Source organism: Pseudomonas sp. 43mfcvi1.1, from assembly GCF_900115935.1.
GTDB lineage: Bacteria > Pseudomonadota > Gammaproteobacteria > Pseudomonadales > Pseudomonadaceae > Aquipseudomonas > Aquipseudomonas bijieensis.
Genome location: NZ_UETT01000016.1, coordinates 88,987 through 104,267, shown reverse-complemented (window position 1 = coordinate 104,267; position 15,281 = coordinate 88,987). Strand labels below are relative to the sequence as shown.

Annotated in this window: 18 protein-coding genes, 1 tRNA gene and 2 pseudogenes; 17 read left to right on the top strand and 4 right to left on the bottom strand. The window is 59.7% G+C overall.

Annotated elements, in window-relative coordinates; genetic code table 11:
- Positions 1–10 precede the first annotated feature (10 nt).
- From bamC to DTP52_RS25765, 8 genes and pseudogenes are all read left to right on the top strand, one after another.
- On the top strand, positions 11–1,126 hold the full coding sequence (gene bamC, locus DTP52_RS25800) for an outer membrane protein assembly factor BamC (protein WP_109755882.1): 1,116 nt from the start codon (positions 11–13) through the stop codon (positions 1,124–1,126).
- A gap of 4 nt (positions 1,127–1,130) precedes the next feature.
- Complete coding sequence (locus DTP52_RS25795; RefSeq protein WP_109755881.1) at positions 1,131–1,889, top strand: MBL fold metallo-hydrolase; 759 nt, start codon at positions 1,131–1,133, stop codon at positions 1,887–1,889.
- A 27-nt stretch (positions 1,890–1,916) separates the two neighbouring features.
- Positions 1,917–2,630, top strand: coding sequence for a phosphoribosylaminoimidazolesuccinocarboxamide synthase (purC, locus tag DTP52_RS25790; RefSeq protein WP_109755880.1), 714 nt, complete (start codon positions 1,917–1,919; stop codon positions 2,628–2,630).
- Positions 2,631–2,713: 83 nt separating this feature from the next.
- A tRNA-Ser gene (locus DTP52_RS25785) sits at positions 2,714–2,803 on the top strand.
- 85 nt (positions 2,804–2,888) lie between these two features.
- Positions 2,889–3,051: pseudogene (locus DTP52_RS31450) on the top strand (phage tail protein); the annotation flags it as partial.
- Between the two features lie 168 nt (positions 3,052–3,219).
- Positions 3,220–3,480, top strand: coding sequence for a hypothetical protein (locus tag DTP52_RS25775; protein WP_146206883.1), 261 nt, complete (start codon positions 3,220–3,222; stop codon positions 3,478–3,480).
- Positions 3,481–3,482: 2 nt separating this feature from the next.
- The gene (locus DTP52_RS25770; protein WP_109755878.1) at positions 3,483–3,992 is read left to right on the top strand and encodes a type II toxin-antitoxin system YhaV family toxin; all 510 of its coding nucleotides are present in this window, start codon (positions 3,483–3,485) and stop codon (positions 3,990–3,992) included.
- Positions 3,993–4,102: 110 nt separating this feature from the next.
- Positions 4,103–4,306: a hypothetical protein gene (locus DTP52_RS25765; protein WP_109755877.1), complete on the top strand. Its 204-nt coding sequence runs from the start codon at positions 4,103–4,105 to the stop codon at positions 4,304–4,306.
- Positions 4,307–4,401: 95 nt separating this feature from the next.
- Here DTP52_RS25765 and DTP52_RS31445 read toward each other — a convergent pair whose 3' ends face one another.
- Positions 4,402–4,668 carry a short-chain dehydrogenase gene (locus DTP52_RS31445; protein WP_109755876.1) on the bottom strand — a complete coding sequence of 89 codons (267 nt, stop codon included), beginning with the start codon at positions 4,666–4,668 and terminating at the stop codon, positions 4,402–4,404.
- A gap of 342 nt (positions 4,669–5,010) precedes the next feature.
- Here DTP52_RS31445 and DTP52_RS31765 point away from each other — a divergent pair.
- The 3 genes and pseudogenes from DTP52_RS31765 to DTP52_RS25750 all read left to right on the top strand — a co-directional run.
- Positions 5,011–5,787 (top strand): annotated as a pseudogene (locus tag DTP52_RS31765) (MCP four helix bundle domain-containing protein); the annotation flags it as partial.
- A 69-nt stretch (positions 5,788–5,856) separates the two neighbouring features.
- Positions 5,857–6,645, top strand: coding sequence for a methyl-accepting chemotaxis protein (locus tag DTP52_RS31760; protein WP_371925648.1), 789 nt, complete (start codon positions 5,857–5,859; stop codon positions 6,643–6,645).
- A 12-nt stretch (positions 6,646–6,657) separates the two neighbouring features.
- A complete protein-coding gene (locus tag DTP52_RS25750) occupies positions 6,658–7,404 on the top strand; it encodes a phytanoyl-CoA dioxygenase family protein (RefSeq protein ID WP_109755874.1) in 747 nt (248 codons plus the stop codon).
- A gap of 11 nt (positions 7,405–7,415) precedes the next feature.
- Here the strand turns inward: DTP52_RS25750 and DTP52_RS25745 are convergent, their stop codons facing one another.
- From DTP52_RS25745 to DTP52_RS25735, 3 genes are all read right to left on the bottom strand, one after another.
- Positions 7,416–7,784, bottom strand: coding sequence for a cupin domain-containing protein (locus DTP52_RS25745; protein WP_109755873.1), 369 nt, complete (start codon positions 7,782–7,784; stop codon positions 7,416–7,418).
- A 100-nt stretch (positions 7,785–7,884) separates the two neighbouring features.
- On the bottom strand, positions 7,885–8,691 hold the full coding sequence (locus tag DTP52_RS25740) for an AraC family transcriptional regulator (protein WP_109755872.1): 807 nt from the start codon (positions 8,689–8,691) through the stop codon (positions 7,885–7,887).
- Between the two features lie 321 nt (positions 8,692–9,012).
- Entirely contained in the window at positions 9,013–9,204 is a 192-nt protein-coding gene (locus tag DTP52_RS25735; protein ID WP_014337049.1) for a DUF1508 domain-containing protein, read from the bottom strand.
- Positions 9,205–9,506: 302 nt separating this feature from the next.
- On the opposite strand from DTP52_RS25735, the gene DTP52_RS25730 reads away from it, so the two are divergent.
- The 6 genes from DTP52_RS25730 to DTP52_RS25705 all read left to right on the top strand — a co-directional run bounded on the left by DTP52_RS25730 (position 9,507) and on the right by DTP52_RS25705 (position 15,278).
- Complete coding sequence (locus tag DTP52_RS25730; protein WP_109755871.1) at positions 9,507–10,475, top strand: glycosyltransferase family 2 protein; 969 nt, start codon at positions 9,507–9,509, stop codon at positions 10,473–10,475.
- Between the two features lie 2 nt (positions 10,476–10,477).
- Positions 10,478–11,185 carry a bifunctional 2-polyprenyl-6-hydroxyphenol methylase/3-demethylubiquinol 3-O-methyltransferase UbiG gene (locus DTP52_RS25725; RefSeq protein WP_109755870.1) on the top strand — a complete coding sequence of 236 codons (708 nt, stop codon included), beginning with the start codon at positions 10,478–10,480 and terminating at the stop codon, positions 11,183–11,185.
- Positions 11,186–11,229: 44 nt separating this feature from the next.
- A complete protein-coding gene (locus tag DTP52_RS25720) occupies positions 11,230–11,565 on the top strand; it encodes a GtrA family protein (protein ID WP_109755951.1) in 336 nt (111 codons plus the stop codon).
- Positions 11,562–13,646 carry a DUF6311 domain-containing protein gene (locus DTP52_RS25715; RefSeq protein WP_109755869.1) on the top strand — a complete coding sequence of 695 codons (2,085 nt, stop codon included), beginning with the start codon at positions 11,562–11,564 and terminating at the stop codon, positions 13,644–13,646. Before DTP52_RS25720 ends, DTP52_RS25715 begins: the two co-directional genes overlap by 4 nt.
- Before the next feature lie 239 nt (positions 13,647–13,885).
- Entirely contained in the window at positions 13,886–14,809 is a 924-nt protein-coding gene (locus tag DTP52_RS25710; RefSeq protein ID WP_109755868.1) for a LysR family transcriptional regulator, read from the top strand.
- A 103-nt stretch (positions 14,810–14,912) separates the two neighbouring features.
- Positions 14,913–15,278 carry a 5-carboxymethyl-2-hydroxymuconate Delta-isomerase gene (locus DTP52_RS25705; RefSeq protein ID WP_109755950.1) on the top strand — a complete coding sequence of 122 codons (366 nt, stop codon included), beginning with the start codon at positions 14,913–14,915 and terminating at the stop codon, positions 15,276–15,278.
- The last annotated feature ends 3 nt before the right edge of the window (positions 15,279–15,281 follow it).

The window sequence follows — 15,281 nt, the reverse complement described above, 5'->3', positions numbered from 1 at the left end:
AGTACAACGCATGAAGCGAATGGCCGGACTTTCCGCACTTGCCTTGATTATCTCCAGCACCAGCGGCTGCGGATGGATCTGGGGGCCGGAAGGTTATTTCCGCGACCGGGGTAGCGATTACCTGCAAGCGCAACAGACTGCACCGATGCAACTGCCGCAAGACGTCAACGTCGCCAAGCGCCTGGATCCGCTGCTGCCGATTCCACGCAACGTCGCCGACGACAGCGTCAAGGGCGAGTACATCGTCCCACGTCCACAGCCGCTGTCGGCCGTGGCCGACGCCAGCGACTACACCCTGCAGAAGAGCGGCGATTCCAGCTGGGTCATGGGCCAGCATCCACCGGCCGAAGTCTGGCCCGTGGCGATCCAGTTCTTCCAGGACAACGGTTTCCGCCTGGACGAACAGCGCCCGCAAACTGGCGAATTCACCACCACCTGGCAGCGTTCCGATGAACTGTCCGCCGCTATGGCCAAGCGCCTGAGCGCCGCCGGTGTCGCGGCCGACAGCGAAACCCGCGTGCGAGTGCGTATCGAGCCGGGCGTGCAGCGCAACACCAGTGAAGTCTATGTGGTCAGCGCCGAGCGACCTGCCGGCAGTACCGCCGACGTGGCCTTCACCAACCGTTCGGTCAACACCGGCCTCGACGCTGCGCTGGTGGACGACATGCTTGCCAGCATGAGTCGTACCGCAGAGCAGGGCGGTTCGGTCTCGATGCTGGCGTCCAAGGAGTTCGATGCGCCGAGCCGCGTCAGCCTGAGCGAAGACGGCAGCGGCAACCCGGTGCTCAACGTCGGCTCCGACCTGGACCGTGCCTGGTCGAGCGTTGGCCGTGCGCTGGAGCAGGGTGAGTGGCGGGTTGAAGACATCAACCGCAGCCTGGGCCTGTACTACATCAACCTGGCCGAGAAAGCCGAGAAGAAAGACGAGAAGCCTGGCTTCTTCGGTAGCCTGTTCGGTAGCAAGCCGGACAAGGAAGAAATCGAAGCCCGCGCCGAGCGTTATCAGGTTCGCCTGAGCAAGGTCGGCGACAACGTCCAGGTCACCGTCGAGAAGAACATCAACACCGTGGCGCCGGCCGATGTGGCCCGCAAGGTGTTGAGTGTGATTCAGGACAACCTGGGCTGATCCGATGCGTTTCGCCGTTCTCGGCAGCGGTAGCCAAGGGAACGGCACGCTGGTAGCCAGCGCTGGTACGTATGTGCTGGTCGATTGTGGTTTCTCCCTGCGGGAAACCGAGAAGCGCCTGTTGCGCCTAGGTGTGCACCCGGCGCAACTGAGCGCGATACTCGTGACCCACGAACATGCCGACCATGTGCATGGCGTGGGTTTGCTGTCTCGGCGCTACAATCTGCCGGTGTACCTGAGCCGTGGAACACTGGAAGGCCTGCGCAAACCCATCGAGCCGGCCGGTTTCGTGGCCGGTGGCGAGCAACTGCGCATCGGTAGTCTGGATATCAGCGTGGTCAGCGTGGCACACGATGCCCGGGAACCGACGCAGTATGTGTTCAGCGACGGTGAGCGACGTTTCGGGTTGTTGACCGACCTGGGTTCGTACTGCGACAGGGTCATGGACAGTTACCGGGACCTCGATGCATTGATGATCGAGTCCAACCACTGCCGCGACATGCTGGCCCGTGGTTATTACCCGTACTTTCTCAAGCAGCGGGTAGGCGGGGAGCACGGACATTTGAACAACCACCAGGCAGCGTTCCTGGTGGCCGAGTTGGGCTGGCAAGGCCTGCAACACCTGGTCCTGGCCCATCTGAGCAGCAAGAACAACCTGCCGCAGCTGGCCCGGCAATGTTTTGTCGACACCCTCGGGTGCGACCCGGACTGGCTACAATTGGCCGATCAAGATTCAGGGCTCGACTGGCGACATATCGCCTAGCCCACTACTTAGCAAGCGGAGCCCATCATGGAAAAACGTGAAGAACTCTACCGCGGCAAAGCCAAGTCGGTTTACAAGACCGACGATGCTGACCGCTTGATCCTGCTGTTTCGCAACGACACCTCGGCGTTCGACGGCAAGCGCATCGAACAGCTGGATCGTAAAGGCATGGTGAACAACAAGTTCAATGCCTTCATCATGCAGAAGCTCGAAGCCGCCGGTGTGCCGACCCAGTTCGACAAGCTGCTGGGCGACAACGAATGCCTGGTCAAGAAACTGGACATGATCCCGGTCGAATGCGTCGTGCGTAACTACGCCGCCGGCAGCCTGGTCAAGCGCCTGGGCGTGGAAGAGGGCATGAAGCTCAACCCTTACACCTTCGAGCTGTTCCTGAAGGACGACGCCAAGGGCGATCCGTTCATCAACGAATCCCACGTCGTGGCATTCGGTTGGGGCACCGCCGAGCAACTGGCCCGCATGAAGGAGCTGTCCCTCAAGGTCAACGAAGTGCTGACCAAGCTGTTCGACGACGCCGGCCTGCTGCTGGTGGACTTCAAGCTTGAATTCGGCGTGTTCAGCGACGGCTCCATCGTCCTGGGCGACGAATTCAGCCCGGACGGCTGCCGCCTCTGGGACAAGGACACCAAGAAGAAGATGGACAAGGACCGCTTCCGCCAAGGCCTCGGTGATGTCATCGAAGCCTACGAAGAAGTCGCCCATCGCCTGGGTGTACCGCTGTAATCGACGCAAGCATCTGATAGCACGGAAAAAATTTCGCTCGGGGGTTCGCTTCCGGCGAATGTGCTGGTATGATGCGCGCCACTGGAGAGATGCCGGAGTGGCCGAACGGGACGGATTCGAAATCCGTTGTACTGGCGACAGTACCTAGGGTTCAAATCCCTATCTCTCCGCCATATTTAAAGGCCCCGAGCGCTTAACCGCCTCGGGGTTTTTTTGTATTTGGGGGAATTATGGGGGAATGGGGGCGGATGTCATTTCCCCCACCATGCTGGAATCGTCCTCGGTTCCGCCCCGTCACTGCTTGGCCTTTCTGTTGCACCACCTGAATGGCCGTCCATCCGAAATAATTGTATTCAGTGGGCCACGGCATGATCGTACCCGACTTGTATTGCCGCACAGAGGCACACAAGTCGGCGTCTGATATGACATTTTCGTCTTGTCTGGTCATTCGCACAGGCTTCGCTATCTGTTACATCATCACGCTTCCTTTATTCGGCTTTGATGGTGTTAAATGCACTCCTCGTGAACCATAGTGATCTACAGTGATCCTACAGAGGGCACGGATACACCCCATAAGGTCATGCTCGCCATGAAGCGTTCAGGCCATGTCCTGCTGAAAGTGCAGGAAAATTTGCGATGGAGAGAAGTCATGTCTAAAGGCAATGTCGTCTCGTTTACCGACAGAAAGGCGGAGATTCAAACAGGTATCGAGTTCCTTGATCTGCTTGACAGGGATATCAAGGAAAATCCTGAAGGTATCCAGCCTATTCCTCGCGGCCTGCTGCAGCGAATTCAAGCAATTCGCAATCAGGCAGACGACAATCGTCGCCGCGAGCTTCAAGAAGGCTAAGCGTGACTGAAAGCACGATTCATATCGAAAACGGGTGGGCACTTTATGCTCACCCGTTATTCATTGCGCGCCTCGAAGAAATCACCGTCGCTGTTGAGAGGGCGATGGCTAATGACCCGGAAGGCTTTCACCATCATCCGGTCTACAAGCTTTTCGATGCAGTGAGCGTGAATATCCTGATAAATGTTCCGTCTGATCCGGCCCATACCTGCTATCGCCAGGGGAACACGCTAGGGCGTGACTTCAAACATTGGTTTCGAGTGAAGAAGCAAGGGATACCTCCACGATATCGCCTGTTTTTTCAGTTCAGATCCGAGGCGCCGAAGACCATCATCTACGCGTGGCTCAATGATGAGAAAACGTTGAGGAAGGATGGCGATAAAAATGATGTGTATGCAGTTTTTACCGCAATGCTCCTAAACGGGAAAATGCCTAATTCCTACACCGACCTCGTCGCGGCTTGCGGAGTCTTGGAATATGGAAGTTCTACGACAGGAACGGAGGAAGAATAAAGCCATCCGTTTTCCATAAAAGCCCGGCGTATCCGCTGGGCTTTTTCGTTTCTGGCGTTTTGTCGCGTACGGGAGCGCGGCGATATGGATTGCGCGACAGTATTGCGAGCGTGAACTTCGGGGGCGCGGATCGCCTGACCTATGATGTGCGCCGCGGTTTTGCCTCGTTTACGGATGAGCCACGTTACGACATGGAGTTTGTCGAGAACTGGTTGAACATGGGCCTGCCCGAATGCCAACGAGGCAAGAACTTCCCCGTGACCTACTTGGCTGGCTCAGTACGACGACGCTTGAAAGGGATCGCCCTGCGATAAGTTCGGAGCTTTTCGGCAGGTCTACTTTGTAATAGGAAGGTTGCCGGTGATTACAGATTTAACTGATCGGCATCTCCACGTAGATGCCTTTTGATCTAGGCCGGCTCTGCGTCCAAGCGTCGGGCTATGACATCAAGCACGTCGCAACCGTCCCTCAAGGAGATGCAGCACAGTTGTGCAAAGTCTTGGAGGACGACTGAGTCACTTGGAATGTACCCTCGCATGACGAGGTTCTCTAAAAGCTGGGTGACCGCGCGAATTCTATAGCCTGCCGTGTCAAGCAAGATGTGCAAAGGCGCAGAGGTATCGACGAAGAGGGGTTGATCATCGGCATTGCTGGTAAGAGCCATGTATCTATTCATTTTTTAACTTCCATGATTGAGGACCTTCTTACCATTTGTCATCGAGTCGCCAAACCCAAGCCGCTCTTACGAACGACGCTAGGACTTTAGAGCCCTTCTGTAGAAATCATCAATCAGATGATGAGTCAGAAAATTCCCTAAATTATGCGGGTGAGAAATGTCAGAAAATTCCCCGCTGCAATTACGTCCCCCCGGTTTTTTAGTCCGCCCAACCCACTCCGTAACCTGCATAACCACAGCCTTCCCAACACCCAAAGCTTTGTAACAATTGGACAAATGGTCTATAGCTCAAGGCATGGCTGCCGATAGGCAAGCTAACCCCCATGAAAGGAGTGTCACCCCATGTTGCGGTTTTTCGCCGATCTAGGCTTCCGCTGGAAAATCACCCTGCCCATTGCGTTCCTGGCGCTGCTGTTGGTGCTGATGGGGTGGTCGGGTATGCGGGGCATCGGCCAGGTGACGGAGTCCAGCACGCAACTGACCAAGCGCTATCTGCCGGCCATCAGCCTGTTGCTCAACGCCGATCGCGATCTCTACCAGGCCTTTGTTGCCGAGCGCAGTCTGCTTGGGGGCAATGCGGGTAATCATTCCGAGGCACTGCGTGCCAGTCATCGAGATAATCTGAAGCAAGCTTATGATCGTGTGCAGAAATATGCCGCGATGCAACCCAGCGCCGAGGCGTTGGCGCTGGTCAGTCAGTTCAATGATCGTTTTGCACAGTGGTCGCAGGTTTCTCGGCAGGTCGTCGAGCAGGCCGCGAGCAATCCGCAGGCGGCCAGTGCGCTGAGTTTTGGTGACGGCGAAAGTAAGTTCGACACCATGCGTGATGCCATCGATAAGCTGGGTGAGCTGGAAGACGAAGCGTCGCTGCGCGAGGGGCAAGCAGCGATTGACCGTGGCCAGGCGGTTGGGGTGCAGCAGGGCGGTATCTTGTTGGTGGGGCTGCTGGGTTGCATCCTGCTGATCGTTGCCTTGCCGATGGTCGTGCTGCGTCCAATGCGTCGCCTGCTGCACCGTGTCGAACAGATCGCCGAGGGCGGTGGCGATCTGAAGGGGCGTCTCGAAGTGCGTTCGGCTGATGAGTTGGGTCAGCTTGGCAGTGCGTTCAACCGCTTCCTCGATAAGCTGCAGCCGCTGATTGCCGAAGTGGGCCGGGTGACCGGGGAGGTCGATGCCGCGGCCCGCGCCATGGCGAATATGGCGGCGACCAATGATCAACTGATCAGCAGCGAACACGCGGCGCTCGACCAGGTCAGTACCGCCGCGACCCAGATGAGTGCCGCTGTGCATGAGGTGGCACACAATGCCGTGAACGCGTCGGACGCCGCGCAGCAAGCCAGCAGTCAGTCTCGCGATGGCACCGAGGTGGTCAGCAGCACCATCGAGTCGATCCGTCAGTTGGCCCAGGAAGTGGAGAGCGCCTCGGGCACCATCGAGGCTTTGGCCCAGGAAACTTCCAGCATCGGTGCCGTGCTCGAGGTGATCCGCGGCATTGCCGAACAGACCAACCTGCTGGCACTGAACGCTGCCATCGAGGCGGCACGAGCGGGCGAGCAAGGCCGTGGTTTTGCTGTCGTGGCCGATGAAGTCAGGGCCCTGGCGGCACGCACCCAGGATTCGACCAAGGACATCCAGGTTCGCATCGAGCGCTTGCAAAGCGGTGTCGCCAAGGCCGTGCAAGCCATGCAGGTCGGTAGCAGCAAGGCCCGTGACAGTGTCGAGCGCGCCGCGGGCGTCGATCAGGTGCTCAGTGGCACCAGCGGCTCGATCCAGCGGATCAATGACATGGCCGCGCAAATCGCCAACGCTTGTGAGGAGCAGAGCAGCGTCACCGAGGAGATTGCCCGCAACATTTCCGACATCCGCGACTTGTCCAACGAAGCGGCAGCGAATTCCGCCCAGAGCATGCAGGCCAGCCAACAGCTTTCCAACCTGTCACAAAACCTGGCAGGGTTGATCGGCCGCTTCCGCACCTGAGGCAGGTGCGCGGTGGACACCAACGACAGTCTCCAAGCATTGCATCAGGACGGTTTCGTCCTGCTGCCCGCGGTACTGAGTGCCACACAGGTTGCCGACCTGCGCCACGCCATCGACCAGTTGAAGCCTGAGCATTGGGACTACAGCGGCGTCATCGATCATTACAAATGTGTGTTCAATCGTGATCCGTTCTGGCTGTCGTTCCTGGATGTGGCCGGGGTGATAGAACTGGCCGAGGCGGCCCTGGGCGATGATTGCCATGTCATCGGCCAGACGGCCTGGCGCTGCCATCCCGGTTTTGCCGGGGCACCGTTGCACCTGGATCACCTGGCGATGGCGTTGCCGCCCAACCTGTTGGCTGACCCGACCTTTGACCTGCCGATGCAGGTGTTCACCGCGCAGTTTTACCTGGATGACATCGACGCCGACTTGAGCCCGACCCAGGTGATTCCTGGCAGCCACAAGGCCGGTCGAGCACCGCTAGCGGGCGAAACGCAATGGCAAGGGCGCCCCGCGCAGCCAGTACTGTGCAGGGCGGGCGATGTGCTGATTCTGCGCAGCGAACTATGGCATGCCGGCAGTGACAACCGCACCGTCGACCGCACGCGGTACCTGCTCCAGGTGCACTACGGTCGGCGGATGGTCGCGCAGAAGTTCTCACCCTATCTGCACTGGCAGTTCAATCCTGAGGTCCTGGCCGCCGCGACACCTCGCCAGCGGCGGTTATTGGGCGAGCACCAGGAAGCTGAATACGATTGAGCCTGACTCAATCAGATCCACACATCGTTGACCGCCGTTCGTTCATTGGTTTCGTCGCCGGTATTGATGACGCCGCGAGGCTCGATCAACAGCAGTTTCACTTCCTGGGCGGCGCAGGGCTTATGCTCCACACCTTTCTTGACCACATACATCTCGCCCGGGCCAATCGTCACCGCACCGTCGCGAAAGTCGATGCGCAGCTCGCCCTCCAGCACGATGAAGGTTTCATCCGTATCGGCGTGGGCGTGCCAGACGAAGTCGCCTTCGAGCCGGGCGATCTTGAATTGGTAGTCGTTCATTTCGGCCACGACTTTTGGCATCCACTGTTCCTGGAACAGGGTGTATTTCTGGGCGAAGTTGATGGGGGCGTAACGGGTCATCGAGGATGCTCCTTGGTGGGTGGTGCGTCCTACTTTATTGCTCGAGCCAACGTCGCGTATTGGATGATCGTGCAGCTTTTCGCGGCGCGCAGTCGCTGTCTTAGCGCAGCATGTTCAGCCAGCGTGCCGGTGAAATACCGAAGGCCTGGGTATGCAATCGGGTCATGTGGCTCTGATCGAAAAAACCACAGGCCAGGGCCACTTCGCTCAAGGGCGTGCCGTGGAAGGCCTGGCGCCGGGCTTCGCTCAAGCGCCGCTGGGTGATGTAGCGATAGGGGCTGGTGCCGTACAGCGCCCGGAAATCCCGGGACAGGCTCCATCGATCCCGGCCGCTGGCCTGCACCAGGTCGTCCAAGGTGATCACCTGGTCGAGGGCGTCGTGGATGAACAGGCGGGCACGCTCTGCCGCCGGGTAGTCGATCAGCCGCCGTCCCCGCCTGTTGCCTGCCGCGATATCCAGTGCCTGGGCCACATCGTAGATGGCGTCTTCTTCTTCCAGCGGGTCGAGGGGATGATCCAGGCTGTTCAACAGTCGACGGGTCGCGATGTTGAGGCGAGGGTCGTTGGACAATCCACCTTCGATAAAGGGCAATGGCTTGCCCCCCAGCACGTGCTGGATCACCGACGGTTCGATGTAGAACATCCGGTAGCGAAAGCCCTCGCGGGTCCCGGCTTCGCCATCGTGCACCTCGTCCGGGTGCAGGACGATGGTGCCGCCGGGCTGGCTGTGGCGTTTGCTGTGGCGATAGTTGAAGCTCTGCACGCCTGAAAGCGTGATCCCAATGGCGTAGGTGTCATGGCGATGAGTGGTGTAGCCGTGCCCACTGAAATAAGCCTCGATGCGTTCCATTTTCCTCGATTCAGGCGCTCGCACCAGCCAGTCGCGGTTGTGGATGGATCGAGTCATTGCACCGACCTCCTGCTTTTGTCCGTATACCCTACCTGCCTGGAAACTTTCGTCACAGCAAAAAAACTCCGCCTGTTCACTTGAGGCGATTGAGCCTGTGGCGAGGGGATTTATCCCCGTTGGGCTGCGCAGCGGCCCCCAAACCAGGCAACTCGGTGTGCCAGGAGGATTGAGTTCACTGCTTTAGGGCTGCTGCGCAGCCCAGCGGGGATAAATCCCCTCGCCACAATGATCAGACAAGCCGGTGAAGATGAGCTCAGGTCGAGCCCGCAAGCTGCCCGTTCGTCGAGCAGCTTGTCGGCCAATCCCACACAGCACAGTTCAGATCTCTTTTACCGGCGTTTCACCCTGGACATTCTTGATCAGCCCGATGACGTGTAGGCAATCACTCTTGTTCACATAGGATTCGCCACTGGCGATCGTTTCATGGTTGCCGGCTCGCAAACGCCAGCGCCATTGGCCTTTTCCGGTGCTGGGGGTGCCTCGGGTCTGTCGATAGATTTCAAAATACATGGGTTCGCTCCCTGCGATTCATTCAGTCAAGACATGCGTTGGACATGTGGCTGCAAGCCTATCCAAGTGGGTGGTTTTGGCTACGGGGAATTCGTTTCCATTGGTTATCAAATATTGCTGGGTATGAGCCCGGATCGAGTATTCGACTTTACGCGTGGAAAAAGTCATGTTGCGAACATGCAGTCTGCTGAAGTTCCAGTTTGATCCTTGCGTTGCCTTCTCCGGTCCTGCTTAATACGTTTCGACGCCAAGGGCCGGAAGCCCGATGGGACTGAAAACACTATAAGAAAAAGAGCCATCAAGTGACTGAATATCCAGGAGTGGATCTGCAAGGTCGTCTAGCGCTTTCGCTTGTCATTCCGGTCTACAACGAAGTCCAGTCCATCGATGTGTTCATGGCCAGGATCGACCGGGTCTTTGCCCATGAGTCGCTGTTGGACCTGGAGCTGGTGTTCGTCAACGACGGCAGTGTGGACGACACATTGGTGCTGCTGCTGGAACGGCAGAAGACCGACCCGCGCATCCGGATCGTCGACCTGAGTCGCAACTTTGGCAAGGAGGCGGCGTTGAGTGCCGGCCTGCAAGCCGCCCGTGGCCAGGCGGTGGTGCCGATCGATGTCGATCTGCAAGACCCTCCCGAAGTGATCCTGGAAATGATCGCCCATTGGCGCAACGGTGCCGAAGTGGTGCTGGGGCACCGGATCAACCGCGACTCCGACTCCTGGGCCAAGCAGGTTTCCGCCAACGGGTTTTACCGGCTGCACAATAAAATCGCCGACCACAAGTTGCCGGAAAATGTCGGCGATTTTCGCTTGATGGATCGCTGCGTGGTCGATGCGTTGCAAACCCTGCCTGAATCGCGCCGCTTCATGAAAGGGCTGTTCGCCTGGGTCGGGTTCCGGACCACCTACGTGGACTACGTCAGGCCTGAACGGGCGGCCGGCGTAAGCAAGTTCAATGGCTGGCGCCTGTGGAATTTTGCCCTTGAAGGCATCACCAGCTTCAGCACCGAACCGCTGCGTATCTGGACCTACCTGGGACTTTGCGTCTCGCTGGTGTCCTTTGCGTTCGCCATCTTCATCGTGCTGCGAACCCTGATTTCCGGAGTTGACCTGCCAGGTTATGCCTCGCTGATGGTGGCGGTCACCTTCCTGGGCGGGTTGCAACTGATCGGCATCGGCGTACTGGGTGAATACCTGGGCCGCACCTATATCGAATCCAAGCGCCGACCGGTTTTCCTGGTGCGGCGCATCTATGACGCCAAGGACTGACCATGGACCTCAAGGAAACCGACATCCTGGGCCCCGATATCGGGCAGCATTGGTACTACCGGTCGAAAGCGCGCGCCATGCTGCACATGCTCAAGGGCACTTCAGCCAATACGCTACTGGACGTGGGCGCCGGGTCGGGTTTTTTTTCCCATCACCTGCTGACCCATACCGCAACGGCCCAGGCCTGGTGCGTAGACATCAGTTACCCGGCCGACTCCGATGCCAGCACCGCCGGGAAACCGGTGCGTTATCGTCGGGCGGTGGACTCGCTGGACGCCGACCTGGTGCTGCTGATGGATGTGCTGGAGCACGTGGACGATGACGTGGGGCTGCTCAAGTCTTATGTCGACAAAGTGCCGTCCGGCAGCCGCTTCCTGATCACCGTGCCGGCATTCCAGTTCCTCTGGAGCGGCCATGACGATTTTCTCGAGCACAAGCGCCGTTACACCCTCAAACAGTTGGAGACCGTCGTGGCACAGGCCGGTTTGCAGGTCCAGCAGGGCGCCTATTACTTCGGTCTGGTATTCCCCATTGCCGCCGGCCTGCGCCTGTTGCAACGCAAATCCCACGGGGCACCCAAGTCGCAGCTTGCGCGGCATCATCCGCTGGTCAATGGCGTGTTGAGGTCACTGTGCAGCCTGGAACGTCCGATCATGGGCGCCAATCGTATTGCCGGCCTGACGGTGTTCTGCCTGGCGCAGAAGCCGTGACCTGGACGCACTCGCCGTTGCTGCGACGTGCCTTTCGCTTTGCCATGACGGGCCTGGTGGTCACTGCGGTCCATGTGGTGGCTGCCGTGCTGTTCGTGCACCTGATCCTGGAAAACCCGCCGCTGGCCAATGGTTTCGCCTTTGTGGTGGCGACCGTGGTGTCGTACCTGATCAACACCCTCTGGAGTTTTTCCAGCCGCTTGCATGGGCGGACTCTTGGCCGGTTCCTGGTGGTCTCGGCCGGTGGGTTCGGGCTGGCGATGCTGGTGGCCTGGGTGGCCCAGAGCCTCGGCCTGGGTTACCTGGCTGGCATCGCGGCCGTCGCGCTGATCATCCCCGTGTTCACCTTCATCCTGCATAATTTCTGGACGTATCGATGACCGTTCGCGGCAAGCATGACTTGGCTCCCTTGTTGCCCATACTGCTGGGTATTCTGGCGTTCCTGCTGGTGATCGGCCCCCGGGTGCTGGACCCGACGAACATCGCCTGGCTGGGGGAGGGCGATGCGGCGACCCACTACATGGGCTGGGCGTTCTTCCGCAGTTCGCCCTGGACCTTTCCGTTGGGCATGAACCCGTCCTATGGTTTGGAGTTGGGCAACGGCATCATTTTTTCCGATTCCAATCCGCTGTTGGCGTTTCTGTTCAAACCCTTCAACGCCTGGCTTCCCGAGACATTCCAGTATTTCGGTCTCTGGTTGCTGGCCTGTTTCATCCTGCAAGCCTGGTTCGCCTGGAAACTCGTCGGCCTGCTGACACCGTCGGTGTGGATCAGGTTGTTGGGGGCGGGCCTGTTTGTGTTTTCGCCGCCGATGTTCCTGCGCATGGGTGGGCACCTGTCGCTGTCCGGGCACTTCCTGATCCTGGCGGCCCTGTATCTGGCGCTGCGGCCCGGCCTGGAGAAGCGTCGGCTGGCCTGGGGCGGGTTGTTGGCTGCTACGGCGCTGGTGCATGCGTATCTGCTGGCCATGGTGGCGTTGATCTGGCTGGCCGATCTTGCCAGCAGGGCCGTCAAGGCTCGGTTATCCCGGCGCAATGCCTTGGTCGAGTTGTGCGGCTTGTTCCTGCTCGTCGCATTCTGCTGCTGGCAGGCGGGTTATTTCAGCGTGGGCGGCGGGACCGTGGCGGGCGGCTATGGGTTGTATCGCCTCAACGTCATGTCGCTGGTCAACCCCAGCGGCTGGTCTTACACCTTGCGCGACATGCCCCAGGGCCCCGGGGACTACGAAGGTTTCAATTACCTGGGATTGGGCGTCCTCCTGCTGGCGATCTGCGCCGGCGTGGCATTGCTGCAGGGCAACACCGGTCTGGCGAAGGCCGTGCGCCACCGGCGACTGTTGCTGTTGGCATTGATCGGACTGACGCTGTTCTCGCTGACCAACCACCTCGGCATCGGCATGCAGAATATGCATTACTGGCTGCCCAAGCCCCTCGAGCTTCTGGCAAACGTCTTTCGCGCGGCTGGCCGGATGTTCTGGCCGGTGTTCTACGCCATCGTATTTGTCGTCATCTTCGCGGTGATCCGCGGCAACAAGCCACGCGCAGCGGCGTGCCTGCTGGCTATCGCGCTGGTGGTACAAGTCCTGGACACCCGCGCGGGATGGGCCGGCCTGCGTCACAGTCGGATGACGCCGGTCGCCTCGAGTTGGCCCACGTCCATGAATGATCCGTTCTGGGCCAGCGCGGCCCGCCATTATTCGAAAGTCCGGACGCTGTTGCCGCAGAACCAGCCGGACAACTGGCTGCTGACCAGTCAATACGCCCTGACGCATGGCCTGGAAACCGATGGCGTGTACCTGGGACGCATGAGCGACCGGGCGATCGAGCAGGCCCAGCGACACACTGAGCAGATGCTCGCCAGCGGCCAGTACGCGGCGGATTCGCTGTACATCCTCGACCCTCGCGCCGCGCTCCAGGCGACGAAAACCGTCAACCGCCAAACCGACCTGTTGACCCGTATCGATGGCCTCGTAGTGCTGGCGCCGGGCTGGAAAACTTGCGCCCAATGCCCGCCGTTTGCCGACGAGACGTTGGACATGCAGGTGAAGATCGGTGAGCGCCAAGTGTTCAGCCGAATCAACGCCATGTTGGCCGACGGCTGGGGGCGCGTCGAGGAGTGGGGCACCTGGTCGGAAGGAACCGAGGCCGAGGTTGTTTTGCGCATACCGTCAGAGGCGCGTGCCATTTCGATCGAAGCGGCGGCGTTCGTGCAACCCTCGCACACGCGCCAGCGGGTGGAGGTCTCGATCAACGGTGTCGAGGCGCTGTCGACGCAGTTCACGCGCTTGCAGGACAACACCCTTGAACTGTTCCTGACTCCGGCCATTCGTGAAACGATTGGCGCGGATGGGCGGTTGCGCGTGCAGTTCCATTTACCCGATGCCATCAGTCCCAAGGCGCTGGGGTTGGGGAGCGACGAGCGAGTCATGGGGCTGGGACTGAAATCGCTAACGGTTAAGTAGCTGTTCACCGTGGCGAGGGAGCTTGCTCCCGCTGGGCCGGTCCGACGCTTCGGGCGAAGCGGCTCCAAGACTTTGCGGTTGCCGCGCAACCGAGCGGGAGCAAGCTCCCTCGCCACAAAAGCAGGGGGCCTCTTCCAACTCTTTGGATGGTATTGCGCAGGCCATGGGCCTTTTGCGCATAGACGCACGACCCCCAGCATTTCTACACTGCATCCAGTCAAGGAATCAGGGGGCAGTGGATGAACCGCAACGAATTGCGCAAGGCCGACATCAACCTGATGGTGGTTTTCGAAACGCTGATGCTTGAGCGTAACGTGACACGGGTGGCGGAAAAACTGTTCCTGGGCCAGCCGACCATCAGCTCGGCCCTCAATCGCTTGCGCAAGATGTTCAACGACCCGCTGTTCATTCGCGTCGGCCACCGCATGGAGCCGACGGCAAGGGCCGAGGAAATCATCCGGCATCTATCCCCAGCGCTCGATTCGCTGTCGGTGGCTTTGAGCCTGACCCACGACTTCGACCCCTCCAGCAGCACCATGACGTTTCGCATCGGCCTGTCGGACGACGTCGAGTTCGGCCTGCTGCCGCCACTGTTGAGCAGCTTGCGGCAAGAGGCGCCGCAAATCGTGTTTGTGGTCCAGCATGTCGATTACTGGCGCATCCCCGACTTGCTGGCCTCGGGCGATATCACCGTGGGCATCAGCCAGACTCGCGGGCTGCCGGCCAATGCCAAGCGCAAGCTGTTACGACACATCCAGCCCCGCGTGCTGCGTGCCGATGCGTCGGACACACCGCTGAGCCTGGACGAATACTGCGCGCGGCCTCATGTGCTGGTGTCCCATACCGCGAACGTCGCCGGTTTTGCTGACGAATGGCTGGCCGAGATCGGACGCTCGCGCCAGGTCGTGCTGTCGGTGCCGCAATACAGCGCATTGCCGGCGTTGCTGGCCGGCACGGACTTGATCGCCAGCCTGCCGGACTATACCGCCGCCGCCATGGCCGCCTCGGGACAACTGTTCAACGAGCCCTTTCCCTTCAAGACCCCGACCCTGGATTTGTCCATGGTCTGGTTGAGCCATGTCGACAGTGACCCGGCCGAGCGCTGGTTGCGGTCGCGGTTGGAGGCCTTCATGGGCGAGCGAGGGGTCTTGGCGCATGCCTGACACCGGCCCGTGGCGAAACAAAACCTGCCTCAATCAAGAAAGTCGAGGTAAGGTTGTGATGGCTGACATCACCTCGTCATATTTTCGAATCGGAGTCGAACACATGCCTCACCTGCACCTGGAGTACACCGCCAACCTGCCTGAGCTGAAGGCCGATTCCGCACTGATGCGCCTGAACAATGCGCTGGTGGCCTCCGGTCAATTTGGCGCCGAGTTGGATATCAAGAGCCGGGCCGTGAAGCACGAGACTTTCCGGGTGGGTACGAGTCTGGGCGAGCGGGGTTTCGTACACGTGAAGCTGGCCTTGCTGAGCGGTCGCTCGCCGGAAATCAAGAAACAACTGTCCGCTAGCCTGCTGGCGGTGATCCAGGACCTGGGGCCATGGCCGGCTGGGGTCAGCGTGCAGCTGTGCGTGGAGATCCTCGACATCGACCGGGAGTCGTATGCCAAGGCCTTGATCGGTCAATGACGA